A 21,444-nucleotide genomic window follows, 5' to 3' on the forward strand; every position below is an offset into this window, starting at 1 on the left:
GTAGGAAGGCCTTCGGCCTAAACATCCAACGGCGAAAGGCAGAACACCCAACACCCAACGTCCAATGGCGCAAGCGACGTGCGGCTGTGCCTCTCCCATTGGACGTTCGATGTTGGATGTTCTGCATTTAAACTTTCCGTTAACACAAATTTCCTGAAAGAAGCCGTGCGTTTCGCCGTATTCCTCAAAAGCCGATGTCATCACCATCCGCCCATCCAATCGTCGAACGCCCACGCGAAGCGCTGCCCTCGCGCGGCGCGGCGCTGTTATTTCGCCTGAAAGCGACCTGCTTTCAGGCCTGGCGCGGCTGGAGTGATCTCACGGGTGATGGGCCGCGGCGACATCCGAAGGGCGAGCAACTCGCGCGGACGCCGATCGTCGGCACGCAATCCGGCGACATTTGGTTTGAGACCACTGTGGCGTCGGAGAAGCGCCTGCAGTTTGGCAAAGTGCAGAATCTACGTGTTTCGGCGGCAACCTTTCACGGAACGGAAGTGCCGGCCAATCGCGTGTGGAGTTTCTGGCGGCAACTCGGCCGCACCACAGCGCGCAAGGGTTTCGCCGTCGGCCGCGAGTTGCGCGAAGGCTGTCTCATTCCCACGCTGGGCGGCGGCCTGTGCCAGCTCTCCGGCGCGATTTACAATGCGGCGCTGGAGGCCGGTCTCGAGATCGTGGAGCGTCATGCGCACAGTCATCCGGGCGTGGGCAATCTCGCCGCGGTCGGACGCGATGCGACGGTTTTCTGGAACTATGTGGACTTGCGCTTGCGCGCGCCCTTTCCGTGGCGTCTGGAGGTGGAACTCAGCAGCACGCGGCTCACGGTGCGCATTCGCAGCACGAAGAAGGAAGTGCCCGACCGCCTCGCGCCGACCCGCGGCGGACGCGCCTCGCTGACGACGGCGGCGCAGCCGGGCAGTTGTGCCAGTTGCGGAGTAGCGGCGTGCTTTCGCCATCTCAAGCCGGACACGGACGACAATCCCGGTCGGACCGCGTGGGTGGTCGATGAATGGTGGCCCGAATGGGCCTCGCACCTGGCGCAGCTCGAGTCCCCCGCCGATCTCTTGCTGCGCCCGCTCGATGGCTATCGCTGGCGCAAGCCGAACTACGCGTGGGACGTCGCGGCGTTCAGATCCGCCCAGAGCGCGACGCTGCTCACGTTGCGACGCGCCTGGTCCACGCGGCGGCTGCGTGAGCAGGGCGCCGAGCGGCAACGGGCGTTGCTGGCCTGGGATGAACGTTTGGCTCGGCATTATGCGCGGCAATTGCAGCCTGAGCATACGCACCTCGTCGTGGCGCAGAATCTCCTGCCCTTCCTCTGGCATGAAGGTGTGCTCGGCGGGCGCACGTTTGATGTCCTCATGGTGCGCATGCCGATTCAAGAATTGCAGGCGCAACTCGATCTCGCGGCGCGGTTGCACCCGGATTCGACCACTTGCGCTGACTTTCGCGCGCCGAAGTGGCTGGGCGACGCGGAAGCGCAAGCGCTGGCCGCGGCCGAGCATTGGATCACGCCGCATCGGGCGATTGCCGATCTTTCGAGTCAGCGTGCCATTGCGCTTCCATGGAAGATGCCGGCGGCTTCGAAAGCGGAAAGTGGGAATGCAAAACGCGTCGTCTTCCCCGCCTCCACGCTCGGTCGCAAAGGGGCTTACGAATTGCGCGAGGCTGCGCGTGCCCTCGACCTCGAACTCGTCTGCCTCGGCGGAATCATCGAGCGCCCCGATTTTTGGAGTGGCATCAAACTGGGTGTCGCATCCTCCGCATCATGGTTCGACGGTGCAGCGGCGGTGGTGCTGCCCGCGTTCGTCGAGCATCGCCCGAGGCGATTGCTCACCGCGATCAGTGCTGGCGTGCCGGTCATCGCGACACCGCAATGTGGCCTCGGCTCCATGCCCGGCGTAACCGAAGTCCCCGCGGGAGATGCCGCCGCGCTCGCGGAAGCATTGAGAAACATCCTGAGCAGGAGCCAGCACGAAGCAGCGGCGCGATAATCGGAGGGATGCGCTCCTGCGCGTTCCCCATTTAGGTTGGATTCGCGAACTACCTTTGGCGAGGCACGGCGCGGCAGCGTTTTGGAGTGAACGCAAGCGTCAATGGCTCACTTTTCCGAATTCGGAAACTCAACCTTAAAATGGGGAACGCGCAGGAGCGCATCCCTCCGATGGTCGCTCTCGCGCGTTTACCTATTTCCCGTCGCTCTTGCTCGCTTCGTCCGGCGATTCCTGCGGCGTAGCGGCCTCTGGCTTGCGGTCAAACATCGCGGAAATGATGAACAGCCCAGTAGCGATGCAAATGCAGCTATCGGCAACATTGAACGCCGGCCACGGATCCGCATAACGCACGTGCAGATTGAAGAGCAAAAAATCGACGACGTGGCCGTGGACGATCCGGTCAGTGAGATTTCCGAGGATGCCGGCGCAGAGCAAGGCTGAAGCCCAGCGTGACGGCCGATCCTTGAAGGCACCCTTTTTGTAGAACACCAGCAGCGCGACCAATGCGACGATGGAAATCAGGATGAAGAAGGTGTTTTTCCCGGTGAGCGCGCTGAAAGCCGCGCCGGTGTTCGAGTAGTAGACGAGATCGAAGAAATTCGAGATCACCGTCCGCTGTTCGTGCAGCTCGAAGTGATTCACGATCCACAGCTTGGTGGCCTGATCGAGCGCGTAGAGCGGCAGAGCGATGGAAGCGAGGAATTTCACGAGACCACCGTCTTTTTGGCGACGTCTTCCACCACGTCCGCGCAGCGTTCGCACAACTCGGGATGCGCCGGCCTGGCACCGACGTCTTTCCGATGCCGCCAGCAACGCGCACACTTCTGTCGCGTGGTGCGGATGACTCGGGCGCTATTTTCGCCGCCCACGGCGATGGTGAGGTCACTGAGGATGAAGAGTTCTTCGAGTTCGGCTTCACGGCCGTTGAGTTGATCGTAGAGCGACTGGTCGGCGATCTGCAGGGTGACGGCGCCTTCGAGGGCGTTGCCGATCAATTTCTCCGCGCGAGCGCCTTCCACCGCCTGGCCGATCTTGCCGCGCAGGCCGAGCAACTGCTCCATCTGCGCTTCGAGCGCGGTGTCGCGCAGCACCGCATCCGGCTCGGGGAATTGCTCCAGATGCACGGAGGTTTTCCGGCCCGCAAATTGCCAGGCCTCATCCGCGGTGAAGACGAGGATCGGCGCGAGGAGGCGCGCAAGGCTATCGAGCACACGAGCCATCACCGTCTGCGTGACGCGGCGGCGTGGGCTGTTCGCGGCGTCGCAGTAAAGGCGGTCCTTGGTGATGTCGACATAGAGCGCGCTGATGTCGACAGTCACGAATTGATTCAACGTCTGGAAAACCTTGCGGAAATCGTATTCCGCATACGCCTTGCGGCAGGTCTCGGTGACTTCCTGCAAGCGTGAGAGCACCCAACGGTCGATGATCGTGCCGCGGATGGCTTCGCCGGAAGGGCCGCGCGTCCATGCCGCCACACCGCCGGTCTCGCCGAGTGGACGAAACTCCACGGCATGCTGCGCGGAGTCGAAGTCGAAGAGATTCGCCAGAAGGATGCGTAGGATGTTGCGGAAGCTGCGATAGGCATCGGTGAGTCCCTTGAAACTCTCTTCGGAGAACGGCACCTCGTTCTGGTAGTCGACGCTCGATGCCCAGAGGCGGACAATGTCGGCGCCGTATTTACCGACGAAATGCTCGGCATTCATCGGCTTCGCATAGGTGCCCTGCTCGGACTTCGAGACCTTCTTGCGCGAGTCCTTGTCGACCACGAAGCCGTGCGTGATCACAGACTTGTACGGCGCCTGGCCGTAAAGCGCGATGCTCGTCATGAGCGACGACTGGAACCAGCCGCGATGCTGGTCGGTCGCTTCGATGTAGACGTCCGCGATCGGCGAACCGCCGAGTTCAGGACGCTTCGCCGTGACGGCGGTATGCGAGACGCCGGAATCGATCCACACGTCGAGCGTGTCGCTGCGGCGCGTGGTGCCGGCCGGCAGACCGAGCATCTGCGCCCATTCGGCGTCGTTCTTCTCAAACCAAAGGTTTGTCCCGTGTTGATCAACGAGGTCAGCCACCTTGCGGGCGAGCGCGGCGTCGAGGATCGGCTGGCCGCTGGCGTCGTAAAAGACCGGAAGCGGCACACCCCAAGTGCGCTGGCGCGAGATGCACCAGTCCGGGCGCGACTCGACGGTGCCGTAGATGCGGTTGCGGCCCCAATGCGGAAGCCACGTCACGCCATCGATGGCCTTGAGCGCATCGGCGCGCAGCGCGTCGATCTTGATGAAGAATTGTTCCACCGCACGGAAGACGACGGGCGTCTTCGAGCGCCAGCAATGGGGATAGCTGTGCAGGTATTTCTGTTCGCCGAGCAGTGCCTTGATCGAGCGCAGGTGCGCGACGACGTCAGCATTCGCGTCGAAGACGTATTTGCCGGTCCATGCGGGCATGCCGGCTTCTTCGGTCAGCTTGCCCGCATCGTCCACGGGCGAAAGGATCGGCAGGCCGTGCTGCTTGCCCGCGATGTAGTCGTCCGCGCCGTGACCGGGCGCCACGTGCACCTGGCCAGTGCCGCTATCCATGGTCACGAAATCGGCGGTGATGATGCGCGACTTGCGATCGAGGAAAGGATGCTGCGCTTCGAGCCCGGCGAGTTGCTCGCCGGTGACGGTGGCGACTTCGCCGTAAACTTGCAGTTCCGCCTCTCTGGTGAAGCTTTCGAGCAACGGACGCGCCACGAAGAAGTCCTCCGCCCAGCCATCGCGGCCGAGCGTCACGAGCACGTATTCCTGCTTCGCGGAGACGGCAATGGCGACATTGGCCGGGAGCGTCCAGGGCGTCGTCGTCCAGATCACCATGTTCGCTTTGCCGGCGAGGTCGCCGGTGACGAGCGGGAACTTGACGTAGATCGCCGGGTCCGTGCGGTCGGCGTATTCCACCTCCGCTTCGGCGAGCGCGGTCTGCGCACCGGTGCTCCAGTAGACGGGTTTCTTCGATTGATAGACGAGGCCCTTCTCCACGAACTTCGCAAAGGCGCGGATGATCTCGGCCTCATAGCCGTGCGCGAGCGTGAGATACGGGTCGGCCCAGGTGCCGAAGACGCCGAGACGCTTGAATTGGCCGCGCTGGATGTCGATGAATTTACGGGCGTATTCCTCGCTCTTGCGGCGCACTTCTACGGGTGAAAGACCGCGCGATTCCTTCACCACCTTGAATTCGATCGGCAAGCCGTGGCAGTCCCAGCCCGGCACAAACGGTGCACGGAAGCCGGCCATGGTCTTCGATTTTACGATGAGGTCCTTGAGCACTTTGTTCAACGCCGTGCCCATGTGGACATCGCCGTTGGCAAAGGGCGGACCGTCGTGCAAGACGAACAGCGGTGCGTCTTTACGTGTGTCCTGAATCTGCCCGTAGAGCCCCTGCTCTTCCCAAATTTTCAGCCGCTCCGGCTCGCGGGTGACGAGGTCTGCCTTCATCGGGAAATCCGTCTTCGGCAGGTGGAGGGTATCTTTGTAATTCATTGGCGGCGGTAGAAAAGGGCGGCGAGCCTACGCGTGCGCGGCGTGGCGGTCAATGGGCGTGGTGGCACACTGGCGTAGAACCCGAAAATTCCCCCCGGAACGCCACTGAATCATCCTATTGTGGCTGAATTCGCCGCAATTCCGGTTGTTTTGGAGCCAATATTGGATTTGATTGTGTGGAACAATTTTTTGTCTGCATGGAACAAAAACTACCGACACCAGGCCCCTTTATTTCCATCGATTCCACGGTCGAGATTGAAGCTCCGATCGGGGAAGTCTTTGAGCGGTGGTGTCGCGTAGAGGAATTTCCCTCTTTCATGGAAGGCGTGCGGGAGATTCGTTGGCTGGACGAGAAGAAATTCAGCCTGAAATCCGAAAACGACGGAGAATTTTACCACTCGCTGTGCGAGCTGACGTTGCGCATTCCGGAGCGCCGCATGGCTTGGCGGACCATTGATGGTCCGGACTGTTCAGGCGTGGCGTGTTTCCAATTGGCTGCTGCCGGGCGGACAGAAGTGACTCTGAAAATGCGCTACAACCCAGAAACGGGCTGGCACAACCAGAAGCAGGTCCGGGAGCGGCTGCAGCGGAATATGGAGCGCTTCAAGGCGCTGGTGGAAGCAGGCAAGACGATCAAGGCCAACTAACCACGGTGCCACGGGCGGCGCTTACCACACCCCTTCTTTGGAGTAGGGCCGAGTCCAAAGGGCGACAGTGAGCAGGACCGCCTTGGTCCACGCGCGGTGCATTTTCTCGATTTGCGCGCCGGAATGGCCGCGCTTGCCGAGGAAATCCCGGGTCGTAGTTACGACCGGCGCCACGAATCCCACGAGATAACGCAGCGGAACCACGGGCGGTGTTTCCGCATGATCGGTCTGGTTTTTTTTTCTCGGGCAGATGCCGCAGGGCGATCTCTTCCTGGTAATCCAGCCACGCCTGATCGAAGGGCCGCGTGCAGAGGTCAACGACCCACTGCACGAAACGTCGCTTCACCGCTGCCTTGTAGCGATCATCGGGCTTTCCATCGGGACCGAAAAATACTCGGGCGAGATATTCCTGTGCCCCGATTCGCTCGCGCCAGACGTTGACCATCGCCTCCGCCTGATCGGACAGCACTTCACCAGCCATCTTCAGGTAGCGCTCATCCTCCTCGGTGAAATCCGCCGTCGCTTTTAACTGAGCGAATTCCTCCATGCTTACGGGCGAAACGGCCACACGGTGGGTGCCATAGTCGTATCCCGGGATGTCTGCTGCGGTGCGCTGTTTCATGATCTACCGGCTTCGTTCTTCTCTGCGCCTCCGGTTGCATGATTGTACCGTTGCGTTTGCGTCGCGACGAGTGGTGAGGCAGAGTCGCCGCCCGCATGAGCGCCATCGAGACCAAGGAACTGACGAAAGTTTATCGCACCTACAAGAAGGCGCCGGGGCTATGGGGCGCCGTAAAGGGGCTCGGCAAGCGTGACTACCAGGAAGTGCGCGCGGCGGATGGGGTGACGTTTTCCATCGAGGAAGGAGAATTTGTCGGCTTTCTCGGCCCGAATGGCGCGGGCAAGACCACCGTGCTGAAGATGCTCTCCGGGCTGCTCAATCCCACCTCGGGCACGGCCCAGGTGCTGGGTTTCACCCCTTGGGAGCGCAAGGACGCGATGAAGCGCCAATTCTCCCTGCTCATGGGCCAGAAGAATGCGCTCTGGTGGGATCTACCGGCGCGGGAATCGCTGGAGCTGAACCGCGCCATCTACGGCATCGAACGGGGGAGCTTTACGAAGATCGTCGGCGAACTTACGGAGTTGCTCGATTGCGCCGACAAGCTCGACGTGATGGTCCGCGAACTTTCGCTCGGCGAGCGCATGAAGATGGAGCTCATCGCTGCGCTGCTGCACTCGCCGCGTGTCCTTTTCCTCGATGAGCCGACCATCGGCCTCGACGTAACTTCGCAGAAAAAGGTTCGCGAATTCCTCCGCCACTACAATGGAGATCGAAAGATCGTGACGATGCTCACGAGCCACTACATGCAGGACATCGAGGAACTGTGCGCCCGCGTCATCATCATCGACAACGGCCGCATTTTCTTCGATGGCCCGCTGAGCGCTATCATCGACCGTTTCGCCACGCACAAGATCGTCGGCCTCTCCTTCGCCAACGGCGTGGACTGCGACTTCGCCGGCCTCGGCGAAATCGTCGAGCGCACTCCGGGCAGCATCCGGCTCAAGGTCCCGCGCGGCAAGGTCGCGGAGACCTGCCGCGAGGTGCTTGGCGCGTGCAAGGTGACCGACCTCAATGTTGAGGAACCGCCGGTCGAAGAAGTGATCCGGCAACTCTTCCACGAACAGGAAGGCGTTACTGCGGGAAAAATATCCCAGGGGAAAACATCCAACACTCAACATCCAACACCCAACATCCAATGAGCAGACCTGCCGCCGCCGCTCGCTGGCATCATGGGATGTTCGATGTTGGGCGTTGGATGTTGGATGTTCTGCCATTTTCCTAGCTTGCCCACCCCCGCCCGCATCCCTTTTCCTCTTGCCCCTTATGCTCCGCATCAAAGCTTTCCAAGGCCTCCGTCCTACTCCGCCCCTCGTCGCCGAAGTCGCCTGCGTCCCGTACGACGTCGTCGACCGGGAGGAATCCGCTGCGCTGGCCGCTGGCCATCCGCAGAGCCTGCTGCACGTGGATCGCGCGGAGATCGATCTGCCGCCGGAGACCGATCCGTATTCCGCCGCAGTCTATGAAAAGGCGCGGCAAAATTTCCTCGGACTGCAGGACGAAGGCGCGCTGATCCGCGAGACGGAGCCGTGCATCTATCTTTACCAGCAGCGCATGGGCAAGCATGTGCAAGTCGGCGTGGCCACCGTGTGCCATATCGAGGATTACGAGAACGACATCATCAAGAAGCACGAAAAAACGCGTCGCGATAAGGAAGACGATCGCACGCGGCTCATCGGCACCCTGAGTGCGGATACCGGTCCGGTGTTCCTCACCTATCGCGATTCCGCGGCGATCGATCAGCTCGTGGCCGCCGTGCAAAAGGACGCGCCGCTTTATGATTTCACCGCACCGGATGGCATCCAGCACACCGTATGGCGCGTGCCGGGGGCGAAGGCTTTCGTCGATGCCTTCGCGCAGGTGCCGGTGTCCTATGTCGCGGATGGCCATCACCGCACGGCCAGCGCCGTCCGGGTGGGCCGCGAACGGCGGGAGGCGAATCCCGCGCACACGGGCAATGAGGAATACAACTGGTTCCTCGCCGTGCTCTTCCCCGCGAGCCAGCTCCAGATTCTGCCCTACAACCGGGCGGTGAAGGACCTGAACGGCCATTCCAAGGAAGCGTTCCTCGAAGCCGTCGGCCCGCACCTTCAAGCTCGTGCCGAATGGCTCCCCCACTCCGTTGCGTCCCGGCGAAGTCCGCATGTATCTCGACCAGCAGTGGTACGATCTCGCCTGGCAGCCGGCGGCTGATGCCGATCCCATTTCGCAACTCGACGTCACCGGCCTGCAGGATCGCCTGCTCGCGCCGCTGCTCGGCATCGATGACCCGCGCACGAGCAAGCGCATCGACTTCATCGGTGGTATCCGCGGCACGGATGAACTCGTGAAGCTGGTTGATTCAGGCAAAGCCGCCGTGGCCTTCTCCATGTATCCGACAACCGTCGAGCAACTCATGGCCATCGCCGACGCGAATCAAATCATGCCACCCAAGAGCACGTGGTTTGAGCCCAAGCTTCGCTCGGGGCTATTCATCCACACGTTTTAGGCAAGCTGACTTTCTACCGCGAAATAATCGGCATTGGCGGCGCTCCTGGCGCAATAAATACCGTCTCCCGCGTCTGTGGGTTGAAGAGCAGACGTCCATCCGGAAAATCAGTCACATATTTTCCATCGTGGTTGCGATTGAAGCCGTGCAGCGGGACCGTTTGTGCGTCAAGAATCGCGTCCACTCTGGTCAAGTATTCGGGAATTTTCGCGACCGCTGCCACGTAGAGCCGGCCTTTGCCCACACGGTAAGCCCGCACCGCGGGTAGCGCGTCTTTCATCGTTTCTTCCTGCGCAACCCAGCCGCTCACCGCACTCGCCTGCCCAGCGGGTGTCTGCCACTTCGGTTCACCGCGGGTAATGAGAATTCCACCGGCTTCCAGCCATTTCGAAATCGCCGCGAGCGTCGACTCTGGGAGCACCTTTCCACTCGTGTGGACGAGCACCTTGTAGTTTTTGAGCAACCCCCACTCGACCATGTTCTCGTCGACCAGATCGTAATCGAAAAACTCCCGCCCCTCGGCGCAGAATTGCCACTGCCCCTCCGGTGCGGGGCTCATGTCGAGGATCATCTGCGTCGTCGGATACAGCACACCGATATCCACCAGCGATCGTTCCTGCGGCCGTAGGATTCGTTTGTAATCACCGACGACATTGGGACGGCGGTGATAGTTCTGGAAGTAGTGGAAGATGAAATTCGCGCCCGCGCTGGCGTCTTCGAAATACTGGCGCAACAATTCCTCCGTGGTGAGATTTCCGCCTGGCGGCTCCGTGCCGAAACCAATGCCGTAATCGTGGCAGACAGGCGCCATCCGCTTGTAGAACCAATAAGCCCGCGGAATGCGCTCGCGATTGACGCTGCCGTGGGTCGATCGAACATTGATCGGCTTGAACTCGGCCGCGGCCCGGCAGATCGCCGTGCGATCGCAGGCATCACTCGGCAGGTCGCTGCCGAACCCAAGAGGAATATCGAGCAAGGTCTCCGGGAAATGCTTCCGAATGACCCGCAACAGCTTCACCATGTTGCGCGTCTGGCTCTCGCGCAGCCACGTGATGAAATCCAACCATCGGATGGTCGAGTCGGCGCGATGATCCGGATCGGGAAACTCAATGGCATCCGTCGAAGCAAATTGCGTTTTCCAGGCCGCGTTCAGTTTCTCCAGGCTCCCGCCATACTTGCTCAACATCCGCTCCCGGAAATCCGCCCGCGCCGCCGGATCACCACACCAATACCCGCGCTTCCAGTTCTCCGGATCCTGCGGAATACGCTCGGCAAAATTCCCGCCGGGCAGAAATGCCTTGCTGCCCACCGTCAGGCCGACTTCCCCAAAATCCGAGCCCGGATAGCCGAGCTTGATGATGCCGATCTGGCTTTTGTAGCGCTTCGCCAGTTCAGCATAAAAGTGGTCGAAGGCGACCAGTGTTCCGGGCGCCCACGGTGACAGCATGTCGACGGAATGCCCGGTCTTCATTTCCACCAAGGGTTGGAAATCCGCGGTTTTCTTGAACCACTCCGGCGCATACATCACCCACGGCAGAACCAGCATCTTCAGATCCCGCGACTGGCAGAGCGCCAGCATCTCCTCGAGTTCGCGGCCATTCCACTGGTTCTTTTCCGGCTCGAGATAGCGCCAGTAGAGATACGCCTCCATATGCGTGATCCCAGGAACCGTTTGCTGGGTGATCGTGCCCCGGTTGTTCGTATTCGTGAACGACGGGATATTCAACCCGCCGTTGATGAACGGAACTTCGTCAATCATCCGCGCGATCCACGTCGTCACCCACGACTTTTCCGGCTCCGCGGCCCATCCCGTTGCCGCGGTCAGCAATGCGAGCGTGGTCAGCCAACGGAAGCGCGCGATCCTTGTCATCTTTATTCGGAAACTCGGTTCAATCCCGATCCGAACTCACTTGATCTGGTCGCACTTCTCCATGCGGACGACGTCGTCAAACCCATCGCAACGGCCGCGGACATCCACGGTCTGCCCCTTCTGGAGCCGCGCGATGGTATCCCCTTCCCGGTTCAGCATCACGAGCGTGAGCGCGCCAAACGCGCCCTTTTCCTCGCGAAAATGAAACTCCGGCGCGGAGAACGCACACACCACCCAACCATTGCCAGTGCTGCCCGAGAGATAGACCTGGTAGGTCTTCGCATCCGCCGGATCCGGGCGATAGCCGCCCACCACGCCATGCACGATGAACTTCTGGCCCTTGTAGATCTTGTCGGCCCGCGCCCGGTCACCGCCGTAGGCGAGGAGCAGCGTCTCGACCGGCACCGCCGTGCTGGCGTCGGCCTTGGTCGTCGGCAGATGTGAATTTTGCAGGCGTTCGATGGCCGTGCGGACGTTCACCGCTTCATCGAGTTTGCCCGCCATGGTCAGTTGCTTCTTGAACTCGACGAGCCGCGGCATGGTCTCCTGAATGAGTTGCGAGACGAGATCGTGCACCCGCGTGATCGTCTGCGATTGCAGAGCGCGCAGCGCCTTCGGTTCGGAGACGAGGCTGGCTTCGCTGAGATCCTGCTCCGCGGCCAGGCGCTGGCGCTCGGCCCGCACCGCCAGCGCGCCCTCGAGGTCGGCGGCCTTTTCCATGTTGATCAGAAGCTCGCCCAACTGATCGTCGTATTTGCCGAAGATATCGCGGCGCACACTGGCGATCCGATCCTCGCACTTCTGCGCTTCGGCCTCCGCGGGAGTCAAGGTGACCTGGGCCATGAGGCAGACCTGGCTCAAGAAGAGGATGGAAAGAATGGCGAGGAGACGGGAGGGAAACATGAGAGGGATTGAACTTGTGCCTGATTATTTTTTGCCAGTCACGACATTGCGCACGCCGTCGGCATAGCCTTCGGCGAAGCCGCGCTCCCAGCGGTCTGACTGGCCGGCCGCTTGCTGGCGGGCGACGTCGGCGCTCTGCTCGTCGGTCGGGAGGGGATCATGCTTCCTGGCATGCTCCCTGCCGTAATCGTAGCCGGCTTTGTAGCCGTCTTCGAAGGGGTGCGTTTCGACCGGGGGAGCATGAACGACGGGGTGGCCGTTTTTCATTTCCCCGGCGGGTGTCTCCGCGCCAGAGTCGGCCGGCTTCTCGCATCCGGCGAGGGTAAAACCGAGGACGATCAGGGAAAGAGTCAAAGGCAGTGCTCGCTTCATGGCGCGGTCTCCTGGGGGGGGCCGCCGTTCCATTCACGGCCCTTCGCGTCGTACTGCATGTAAACGACCCACGTCACCGTGCGCACCTGACCGGTATGCTCCACGACTTCTCCCTGCAATCGCACGGCGGCCATCTGCGGCAACTGCAAGTCGACATGGGAGTCTCCGAAATCGCTGAAGTCCACCACGGCGGCCGGCGGCAGCGCTTCATTGCGCACGATGCCGCGTGCCCGCCAGTAAGCCGCTTGAGCGGTGTATTCATGCTGGCTGGCCTCCCGCCAGCCCATCATGGCAACGGAGCCGAAGAACTGAATCAGGAAACCGAGCACCAGCAGGAAGCCGAGGATGATGACCCGCTTGAGCCACGGGTTGGCGCGCCGGCGCAGTTTTACGAGGCTCGTCACGGGCTGCCACTGCTCGAGCCCTTCACGCCAATAGAGAGTCTCCTCGGCGATCAGGCCGGAATTCAGCAAATGGTCGATCTGCGGAATCGTGTAAGGACCGCGCTGTTCGCCATGGATGTGCAAATAGAAAATCTCGGGTGAGATCATCAAACAAAAAGACCGTTCACTATGAGGGAGAATTTCCGACCGGGCTACCGGAAATCGCGTAAGTCGGCAACCCTCTCGTGATTTCGGGCGAAATTTTTACCGCTTTCCGTTGCCCAGCCAGATCCAGCGGACGCCACCGACGGCCCCGTAGCCTCTTCAGGCCCTCGGCGCCTTTGATGGTGGCCGGCGCATTCGTGGCCTGGCGTTCCGAGGGGCGGAAGCCGGGGTCGATTTAGCCTAGTGCTTGCTGAAGAGCACCGCGGTGAGCCCGATCACGATCAGCAGGAGGATGAAGCCAAGCAATATCCACACGATGATCGAAGTGCGGTAGCGGACGTGCGGCGTCTTCGCAATGGCGGCGTGGTATTCGGGCGTGAAGAGCATCGCGCCCTTCTTCGAAAAGACGAGATAGAGGATGTAGGCGTTGATGAGCGTGCCAACGGGAAAGCCGAGGAGGCCGAGGCCCGAGACGATCCCAACGACAACACGCGACCAAGGACGCAACCGGCGAATGCCTGTGCCGCCGATGAACTCCAAGACCGACATGATGATGAACACCACGCCGAGAACCAGCCCCGTTGGCTGGCCCTTGCCGCTCAGGACAGTCAATATCTGGGTCAATCCCAGGAGGGCGAGAGCCACGCCGCCGATATAGTAGAGCAGGCCGATGGATTTCACCGAGGCCTCGTGCTTGATGTGCGCCTTGCGCAATTCCTCGGCATCGCCGGCGGGAAGGGCCTGGCCTTCGATGACGCGCTGCATGACCTGCGGCTTGCAGCCTGCACAATACGTCAGTCCGCTGAGCGTGAAGCTTTCGGCATCGGACACCGTGCGGCCGCAGGCGGCGCAGACGACGCTGCCCGCCGCCGTGGGAATGGTGGCCACGGCAACGTCGCGGTGCGGTTGCCAACCAGCCATGCCATCGCGCCACACGAGGGTGTCGCCCCGAACGACATTCTGTTGCGAGAGACGCTGAAGCTCCGCGTCATCCACGGGTCCCAGGCGATCTTTTCCGTTCACGTAATACCAGTTCATACTTTGGCTCCAGAACGCGGGAGAGTTTCGTTCCGCCCGCCGAATAGCAAGCGCTGTTTCGCGCGAGCGGCAAAAGAGTCGGGCTTTACTTCGTGAGTTGCGCACTCGGTCCCGGCGGCAGCGGGACCTGGGTCGGGCTGCGCAGATAGGACACGAGGTCACGGATGTCGTGATCGCTCCATGGTGTGAGCAGTCCCTCGGGCATCATCGAAGTCTCCAGGGTGTTGATACTCTTGATCTCATCGCGCGGGATGGTGAGCGATTCGTTGGGCATCACGATGCTGACGACTTTCGGATCCTGCTGATTGGCGATGCCGACGAGCGTGCGGCCGTCTTTCAACTCCATGACCGTGGTGCGATAAGCGTTCGGGATTTCCGCGTTCGGATCGATGATGTTGTGCAGCAGGTAATCGAGATCGGCGCGGTTCGAGCCGGTGAGATCGGGGCCGATCTTCCCGCCGCTGCCGAAGAGCGTGTGGCACACGCCGCAAGTCTGGGTGAAGATCGTGCGGCCGTGACCGGGATCGGGTGCGGGCAGGTTTTTGTTTTCGATCAGCGCCTTGTATTTGGCCTGCGCGGCGAGTTTGTCCGCAGGAGTCTCGCGCGAGGTGCCCCAGACCTTTTCCAGTTCCTGCGTGAGGTCTGGCTGATTCAGGCCGCGGATCTGCCGGGCAATATCCGCGGAGATATCCCTGGCTGAGAGGCGATTGTCGGCGATGGCCGTGAGGAGCGCTTTGGCAAAGGTCGCCCGCGAGACCAGCGTGAGCAGGATGTCCCGCTTCTCGGCGACCGGAAGATTCGGATAGATCCCGAGGAGCGCTTCGGGTGTCTTGGGATCGGCATAGGCGGCGAGCCCACGGATGGCCGGTGCCCGCAGCGCTTCGTCCTTCAAGAGCTCGAACAACACGGGCGGCAGTTCCTTGTCCTTGACGCCCAATAGCGCGTCGAGCGCGCGGTGGCGGTCGCTTTCGCTGGCGCTCGGATTGACCACAATCTTGCGTGTGGCGTCCAAGGCTCGCGTGCTGCCGAACGTGAGTGACAAGGCATCGGTAAGCCCGCGCACCTCGGTATTTTTGCTCTGGCTAAATTTCGCCTCGACCGCTGGCCAACCGGCGGGCAGAGGGACGGTGCGCTGGCCCTTCAGCGCGGCGGTGATGCCATTGAGCACCGCGAGCTGGCGCGATTCCTCATCGAGCTTCGGCAGCAATTCCGCCAGGGCGCCAAGCGCTTCCGGCGTGCCGATCGTGGCGATACGGCGGGCGGTAAATTCCAGCGTGCGCGGGAGTTTGGATTCCACACCGATCTCCAAGGCGCGATGCAAATCGGCCGTGGCCATGGGTTCGAGCGCGTACCACGCCATGAGCGGCAGATTGTGGTCCCCGGCGTCTTCGCCGTGCTGATGGATCGCGGCCACGATATCCCAGCGCTGCGCGGGCGCGATGCGCTGCGCGGCGCCGTCGAGAGAGAGACGGACGATCGGCGAGGGATCCTTGTGCGCGAGATCGCCAAAGGCCTGCACGATCTTGTCCGAAGGCTGGCCCTTCTCGCAGGCGAGCTGAATCGCCCACGAGCGAACGTATTGATCCTCGCTCTTGAGCAGCTTGAGCGTGTCCTCGTCCTTCAATCCATCGACGACGTGCAACGCCCAAAGCAACCGGAGTTGTCCCTCGGTGCTGGAGACGCCGTGATACCCGCCCTTCAGCTTCATGACCAGCATCTTGCCGTCGAGTCCGAGCAGATCGCGCAGTTTTTGGCGGGCCGCCGGGGTGAGCTTTCCAGCTGCGGCGCGCTCCTCGAGAATGCGCCGCGCGTGACGGCTCATCCATTCGTGGTCGTCGAGCAATGCCATCACCAGCTCGTCGTCGGTCTTCTTCTTCATGTCCACCTTGGTCGTTTTCGTATCGCCATAGGTGATCTTGAAGATGCGGCCGTTGCTGCGGTCGTGGACGTCGGGGTTGGCGTTATGGCACTGCTGTTTGTCGTACCAGTCGATCATGAAGCAGGAGCCGTCCTGGTCGTACTGCAGGTTCACGATCTGCGACCACGAGTCATTGAAGAGGATGAAGTCCGGCGCGTGATGGCCGATGTAGCCGCTGCCGCTTTTCTCCAGCGTATCCTCGTTGATGCGCGCACCGTGAATGTTGTTCATGAACGTCTGGCCGTAGTATTTTTCCGGCCAGCTTCCGCCCTGGTAGACCATCATCCCGGCGTGAGCGTGTCCGCCACCCGCGGCGTCACTTTTGCCGTTGCCGGCGTGCGGCGTCTTGCTCGCGTAATGCACGTGATCGGCGATGGTCTTGATATCGTCGTAGAGGTTCGGGTTGAAGTGCTGGCCGGCCTGTCGCATGAAGTGGCCGCCCGGGAAAAGATTCCACAAATGCGGGATGACGCAGGCCTCGGTGATGCAATGGCCGTACTGGTTGAAATCGATGCCCCACGGATTGCTCGTCCCCTCAGCGAAGACCTCGAACTGATGCCGCACCGGATGATAACGCCACACGCCTGCGTTGATGCGCGTGCGGTCATTCTCTTCGGTGCCCGGCTTGCCCACCACGCTCTGCGTGAAGACGCCGTGGCAGCCATACAACCAGCCATCAGGGCCCCAGTTGAAGGTATTGAGCGTCTCGTGGGTGTCGCCGTAGCCCCAGCCGTCGAGCAGGATTTGCGGGGGACCAGCCGCCTTCGGCGTGTCGCCATCCTGCAGCGGGATATACATGAAATACGGCGAGGCACCGACCCAGACGCCGCCAAAGCCAACTTCGAGCCCGCTGACCAGGTTGAGCCCCTCGGCGAAGACCGTGCGTTTGTCGAACTTGCCGTCCCCGTTTGTGTCCTCGAAGCACAGGATGCGGTCGTGGCCGCCGAAAATGTCTTTGAGCTGCGTCTCGGTCGGCTTGGTGCGATCGGTGCCCGGTGCGTGATCATCCTTCGGCGGCGTGCCGATACGGCGCGGATAGGTGTAGCCTTCCGCAACCCAGATGCGGCCGCGGTCATCGATGGCAAAGGCGATCGGTTGCATCACATCGGGTTCGCCGGCGAAAAGGGTCGCCTTGAAGCCCGGCGGCAGCGTCATCTCCTTCGGGGCCTGCTCCGGTGGGAGGCCGGCGAATTTGTAGATATCCTTCGGAAGGCCCGGCGCTTCGGTCGTCGCATTGACGAGCGCCGCGTAATTTCCGAAATCCGGCTTCTCCTTGTAGAAACGGAAATCGTCGAAATTCACGTGGCCCCAGCCGCCGCTTTCCTCATCGACGATGCGAATGAAGATCTCCTTGTCCTTCAGCGACTGAAGGTCGACGACCACCGGGAGCATCGTCTCGGAATCCTGTCCGCGCGCGGTGAAGAAGACTTCGTTGGTCTCCGCTTTCACCAATTCCACACGCGTGCCCGGCAGATTGCCGCCACCAAGGCGGAACGCCGCCCACGAATGCGTGACCTTGAATGGCACGGAGGTCAGCGTGCCGTGCGGTTTGTCGAGCAACTTCTCGTAACCGCCGATCCAATAGTCGCCCTGCGGGCTGGCGTGTTTGCCGTTGCCATTGATCCGGTGTTGGTCGATTTCGCCTTTGATCGGTTGGTAATTGAAGGCTTCGCCGGTGGCGGTCCAATCCTTCAGCGTGCCGGTCTCGAAATCGGTATTCAACGGCTTGCCGTCCTTGCCCAGCGGCAGTTCACCCTGCGGCATCGCGGCGTTGGAGGAGGCAGTCACCTTCGCGGGAGCCGGCGCCGGCGCTCGCGCAACACTCACATTCTCCACGAAGGCCGGGTTGGCCTTCGGCTGCGCCTTTTCATATTCCTCGGCGCTGACGGATTTCTTCTCCTGGAGGTGGACGAAGGTGCCCTTCTTGTTGCCGACGACGATGTCCGGCAAGCCGTCGCCATTGACATCGCCGACCACAACCTGCGTGCCGACCCCGGAGTCGTCATCGATCAGATGTGGGACGAAATCGACATCCTTGCCGTGGCGGACGAGTTGGAACCAATACAGCACCGCGGGCGCATTCGGCTCGGGATCGCCGTGGTTGCCGTGCGCCCAAAAGCGTTTGCCGACGACGATGTCCTTGAGACCGTCGCCATCGATGTCCGCCACCTCCAGCGCGTGCAGCTGGGAGAAATGCACGCCATAGCGATTCTCTTCCGGCTTCTCCCCCATGATGAGATGTTTTCGGAAGCTGATCTCGCCATTGTTCCGCACCTGCTCCCACCAGGCGAGGCCGTAGCCGTGCGCCGCTGTGCTGCCGACGATATCCGGGAGGCCGTCGCCGTTCACATCGTAGACGTAGAACTGAGCTCCGGGGCCGAAATTCACCGCGTGATGCTTCCACACCGGATCGCCCGCCAGCGACGCTGGCTGCTCCCACCAACCGCCGGCTTCGATGATGTCCATCTTGCCATCGCCATTCACGTCGCCCACGCCGAGTCCGTGGGTGAAGCGGCCCCAATTGCCCTTCGGCGAAATGGGATGGAACGTCCACGGCTTGGTCGGATCGCTCCAGTCCGCCTTGGCGTAGCCGAAGTAACCGCCGCTGTTGCAAATGATCTCCGGTTTCCCGTCGCCATCGATGTCCGCGAAGGTCGGCGACTCGTTGTCCACCGTTTCGAAGATCGTGTGCTTTTTCCACGGGCCTTCCTTGCCCTGTGGATTCTCATACCACGAGGCGTCCTTGCCGGGGAAACCGTAGATGAGAATGTCCGGCCAGCCGTCGCCGTTGAAGTCGTAGACGAAAGCGAAGAAGTTATCTGAGTAGACATTCTTCGTGCCGAGCCCGCCTTCGAAGCCCGGGATGGTCTCCTCCTTGCCGTCGGCGTCGGTGCGCTTGAAGGTCTGCGCCGCCGGATAGAACTCGTGGCGCACTTTGAAGTCGGGGCCTTCGTACCAGTAGGGGCCGGAGACGATGTCCATCTTGCCGTCGCGATTGAAGTCGCCGAAGGCAGCGCCTTCGCACCAGAAATGGTTATCGAGCTGGTGCTTTTTGAACGTGTGCAGGACAGGATCGGCGGCCACGGCCACGGACGCGAAGAGGCCAAGAATGGCAAGAGCGCAGGGGAACGCTTTCATAGGGATAGGAGAGTGAAACGACTGGGAACAATTTCCTGACTGGGGAAAATTTCCGAATAGAGATGAAACTCCGATGGTGCCCAACTCGCTAGATTCTTTCCGACAAAATTCAGTGCAAATGCGACACGGGGGGAGAAAGACAGAACATCCAACATCGAACACCCAACGCCCAACATCCAATGGCGCAAGCGCGCGGCGAAGGCGCCTTCTTCATTGGATGTTGGATGTTCGAGGTTGGGTGTTGGATGTTCTGCCTTTGCTAATTTCCTCTCCCCTCGCCGCTTGAATTCAGCAACTCTCCCGACCGCATGAACTCCCCCACCCACGCCGTCTCCCGTCGTCAGGCCCTCAAGCAAACCTTCTTTTTCAGCGCCGCCCTCGCCTTGGGCGCACGGACCACGTTTGTTCGCGCGGAGAATATTGCCGCCGGCGGTCACCAGTTTCTCATGGTCGGTGACTTCGGGACGGGCGGGAAAGACCAGATCGCGGTCGCGAAGGCGATGCAGGGCTACGCCGCCGGGCTCCATCTCAAGCCGGATGGCCTGTTCCTCATGGGCGACAATTTTTACGGCTCTTTCCCCGAGGGCCTCGATTCGCCGCGCTGGAAGACGCAATTTGAGGACATGTATCCCGCCTCGGCATTTCCTGGGCCGTGCTGGGCGATCCTCGGCAATCATGACTACGACAACGAACCCGTCATCAAAGTCGCGGCCGAACTGGCCTACCAAAAGGCACGGCCCGGCACGCGGTGGACCATGCCGGCGAAATGGTATCGCGTCGAATGGCCGGCGGAAAATCCGGTGATGACCTGCCTGATGCTCGATAGCAATTACAAGAACGCCATCTCGCAATTGACGCCCGAGGAAATCGCCCGGCAACGCGTGTGGCTCAAAACCGAACTCGCCAGGCCACGCACCACGCGGTGGCTGGTCGTGATGGGCCACCACCCGCTTTACAACAACGGCCACCACGGCAATACCGAGGCGCTCATCAAAGACTGGGGCGGCCTTTTCCAGAAGCACGGTGTCGACTTCTATTTCTGCGGCCATGATCACGACCTGCAACACATGGAGTTCGAGGGAATGCGCACCTCGTTCGTTCTCTCCGGCGGCGGCGGCCAGAGCCTGCACGATGTGAAGCCCGCGGATCACGCCTTCGGCATGAAGGTGCACGGCTTCACGCATCTCCAGGTCACGAAGGAGAAATTCACCGTGCGGCACCTCGACGCGGATCGGAAGCAAGTCCATGCCTTCAGCAAGACGCCGGACGGGAAGATTGAGTTCCTGAGCTAGACCATCTCCGCTCATGTCTCCTCTCCCACGTCGCGATTTCGTTCGCCTCTCCACGCTCACCAGCCTCGGCATCGTCACCTCGACCCGGGCGCAAAATGCGCAACCGGCCAGGATTCGCATCGGCCAGATCGGCACCGGCCATGCGCATGCCTCGGGCAAGATGGGCACCATCCGCAAATCGGAAGATTTCGAAGTGGTCGGCATCGTCGAACCTCACGCAGAGCTGCGCGCCAAGGCCGAGAAGAGCGCGACCTATCAAGGCGTGCCGTGGATGACCGAGGAGCAACTGCTCAACACGCCGGGCCTGCAGGCCGTGGCGGTCGAGACGCAGGTCAAAGACCTCGTGCCCACCGCCACGCGTTGCATCGCCGCGGGCAAACACATCCATCTCGACAAACCGGGTGGCGAATCGCTGCCCGCGTTCAAGGCAATGCGGGATGACGCCACACGCCGAAAGCTCACCGTGCAGATGGGCTATATGTTCCGCTACAATCCCGCCTTCGTGCTCTGCTTCCGGTTGCTCCACGAAGGCGCGCTCGGCGAGGTGTTTTCCATCGACGCCCAGATGAGCAAGCTCATCGGCGCCAACGAGCGCAAAGGACTGCTGCCGTATCGCGGCGGAAGCATGTTCGAGCTCGGCTGCCACGTCATCGATGCCGTGATTACGGTGCTCGGCCGTCCCGACAAGGTCACACCGCACAACCGCAGCGTCTCCGCACTTGGCGATGGCTGGAGCGACAACGATCTCGCGGTATTCGATTATCCGCGCGCCACCGCCACCGTGCGTAGCGCAATGGTCGAGGTGGAGGGTGGCAGCCGCCGCAATTTCATCGTCTGCGGCACCAAGGGCACCTTCCAGATTCAACCGCTCGAACCACCCGCCGCCCGTCTTGCCCTCGACGCCTCGCACGGCGAATTCAAGAAGGGGTATCAGGACGTCCAATTTCCGAAAGCGGGTGGCCGCTACGACGCTGACTTCGCCGACTTCGCCAAAGTCATCCGCGGGGAAAAGGCTCTGGAGTTCACGCCCGAGCACGATCTCGCTGTGCAGGAGACCTTGCTCCTGGCCTGCGGCCTGCCTCTGACGTAACGTCGATCGATTTCG

At 61.5% G+C, this 21,444-nt stretch carries 16 protein-coding genes; 7 read left to right on the top strand and 9 right to left on the bottom strand.

The features are described 5' to 3' along the window. The first annotated feature begins 194 nt into the window (after positions 1–194). Positions 195–1,991 (top strand): VanW family protein, encoded by a 1,797-nt coding sequence (locus tag CFE428DRAFT_RS03820; RefSeq protein ID WP_006978122.1) that lies wholly within the window; start codon positions 195–197, stop codon positions 1,989–1,991. A gap of 192 nt (positions 1,992–2,183) precedes the next feature. On the opposite strand, the gene lspA is transcribed toward CFE428DRAFT_RS03820, so the two are convergent. After that, positions 2,184–2,699 (bottom strand): signal peptidase II, encoded by a 516-nt coding sequence (gene lspA / locus CFE428DRAFT_RS03825; RefSeq protein ID WP_006978123.1) that lies wholly within the window; start codon positions 2,697–2,699, stop codon positions 2,184–2,186. Then, complete coding sequence (gene ileS / locus CFE428DRAFT_RS03830) at positions 2,696–5,506, bottom strand: isoleucine--tRNA ligase (protein ID WP_006978124.1); 2,811 nt, start codon at positions 5,504–5,506, stop codon at positions 2,696–2,698. The genes lspA and ileS overlap by 4 nt, the downstream gene beginning before the upstream one ends. Before the next feature lie 197 nt (positions 5,507–5,703). Between ileS and CFE428DRAFT_RS03835 the strand changes: the two genes are divergently transcribed. After that, the gene (locus tag CFE428DRAFT_RS03835) at positions 5,704–6,153 is read left to right on the top strand and encodes an SRPBCC family protein (protein ID WP_006978125.1); all 450 of its coding nucleotides are present in this window, start codon (positions 5,704–5,706) and stop codon (positions 6,151–6,153) included. Here CFE428DRAFT_RS03835 and CFE428DRAFT_RS41505 read toward each other — a convergent pair. Then, positions 6,140–6,775 carry a protoglobin domain-containing protein gene (locus CFE428DRAFT_RS41505; RefSeq protein ID WP_202797348.1) on the bottom strand — a complete coding sequence of 212 codons (636 nt, stop codon included), beginning with the start codon at positions 6,773–6,775 and terminating at the stop codon, positions 6,140–6,142. The two genes, CFE428DRAFT_RS03835 and CFE428DRAFT_RS41505, sit on opposite strands and share 14 nt — an antisense overlap. A 95-nt stretch (positions 6,776–6,870) precedes the next feature. Here CFE428DRAFT_RS41505 and CFE428DRAFT_RS03845 point away from each other — a divergent pair, with 95 nt between their 5' ends. From CFE428DRAFT_RS03845 to CFE428DRAFT_RS38695, 3 genes are all read left to right on the top strand, one after another. Next, on the top strand, positions 6,871–7,914 hold the full coding sequence (locus CFE428DRAFT_RS03845) for an ABC transporter ATP-binding protein (protein WP_006978128.1): 1,044 nt from the start codon (positions 6,871–6,873) through the stop codon (positions 7,912–7,914). Positions 7,915–8,038: 124 nt separating this feature from the next. After that, positions 8,039–8,965, top strand: coding sequence for a DUF1015 domain-containing protein (locus tag CFE428DRAFT_RS03850; protein WP_006978129.1), 927 nt, complete (start codon positions 8,039–8,041; stop codon positions 8,963–8,965). Further along, positions 8,916–9,260 (top strand): DUF1015 domain-containing protein, encoded by a 345-nt coding sequence (locus CFE428DRAFT_RS38695; RefSeq protein WP_006978130.1) that lies wholly within the window; start codon positions 8,916–8,918, stop codon positions 9,258–9,260. Before CFE428DRAFT_RS03850 ends, CFE428DRAFT_RS38695 begins: the two co-directional genes overlap by 50 nt. 13 nt (positions 9,261–9,273) lie before the next feature. Here CFE428DRAFT_RS38695 and CFE428DRAFT_RS03855 read toward each other — a convergent pair whose 3' ends face one another. The 6 genes from CFE428DRAFT_RS03855 to CFE428DRAFT_RS03880 all read right to left on the bottom strand — a co-directional run bounded on the left by CFE428DRAFT_RS03855 (position 9,274) and on the right by CFE428DRAFT_RS03880 (position 19,047). Then, the gene (locus CFE428DRAFT_RS03855) at positions 9,274–11,130 is read right to left on the bottom strand and encodes an alpha-amylase family protein (RefSeq protein ID WP_006978131.1); all 1,857 of its coding nucleotides are present in this window, start codon (positions 11,128–11,130) and stop codon (positions 9,274–9,276) included. A gap of 36 nt (positions 11,131–11,166) precedes the next feature. Continuing rightward, positions 11,167–12,033 (bottom strand): OB-fold protein, encoded by an 867-nt coding sequence (locus tag CFE428DRAFT_RS03860; RefSeq protein WP_006978132.1) that lies wholly within the window; start codon positions 12,031–12,033, stop codon positions 11,167–11,169. Positions 12,034–12,057: 24 nt separating this feature from the next. Continuing rightward, positions 12,058–12,405 carry a hypothetical protein gene (locus CFE428DRAFT_RS03865; RefSeq protein WP_006978133.1) on the bottom strand — a complete coding sequence of 116 codons (348 nt, stop codon included), beginning with the start codon at positions 12,403–12,405 and terminating at the stop codon, positions 12,058–12,060. Next, positions 12,402–12,956 (bottom strand): DUF4339 domain-containing protein, encoded by a 555-nt coding sequence (locus CFE428DRAFT_RS03870; RefSeq protein WP_006978134.1) that lies wholly within the window; start codon positions 12,954–12,956, stop codon positions 12,402–12,404. The genes CFE428DRAFT_RS03865 and CFE428DRAFT_RS03870 overlap by 4 nt, the downstream gene beginning before the upstream one ends. Before the next feature lie 237 nt (positions 12,957–13,193). Next, positions 13,194–13,991, bottom strand: coding sequence for a DUF4339 domain-containing protein (locus tag CFE428DRAFT_RS03875; RefSeq protein WP_006978135.1), 798 nt, complete (start codon positions 13,989–13,991; stop codon positions 13,194–13,196). Positions 13,992–14,076: 85 nt separating this feature from the next. Then, positions 14,077–19,047 (bottom strand): PVC-type heme-binding CxxCH protein, encoded by a 4,971-nt coding sequence (locus CFE428DRAFT_RS03880; protein WP_006978136.1) that lies wholly within the window; start codon positions 19,045–19,047, stop codon positions 14,077–14,079. 308 nt (positions 19,048–19,355) lie between these two features. Here CFE428DRAFT_RS03880 and CFE428DRAFT_RS03885 point away from each other — a divergent pair, with 308 nt between their 5' ends. Then, the gene (locus CFE428DRAFT_RS03885; RefSeq protein ID WP_006978137.1) at positions 19,356–20,339 is read left to right on the top strand and encodes a metallophosphoesterase; all 984 of its coding nucleotides are present in this window, start codon (positions 19,356–19,358) and stop codon (positions 20,337–20,339) included. A gap of 13 nt (positions 20,340–20,352) precedes the next feature. Continuing rightward, positions 20,353–21,429 (top strand): Gfo/Idh/MocA family protein, encoded by a 1,077-nt coding sequence (locus CFE428DRAFT_RS03890; protein WP_006978138.1) that lies wholly within the window; start codon positions 20,353–20,355, stop codon positions 21,427–21,429. The last annotated feature ends 15 nt before the right edge of the window (positions 21,430–21,444 follow it).

The sequence above is a fragment of the Chthoniobacter flavus Ellin428 genome (genome assembly GCF_000173075.1).
Taxonomy (GTDB): Bacteria; Verrucomicrobiota; Verrucomicrobiia; order Chthoniobacterales; family Chthoniobacteraceae; genus Chthoniobacter; species Chthoniobacter flavus.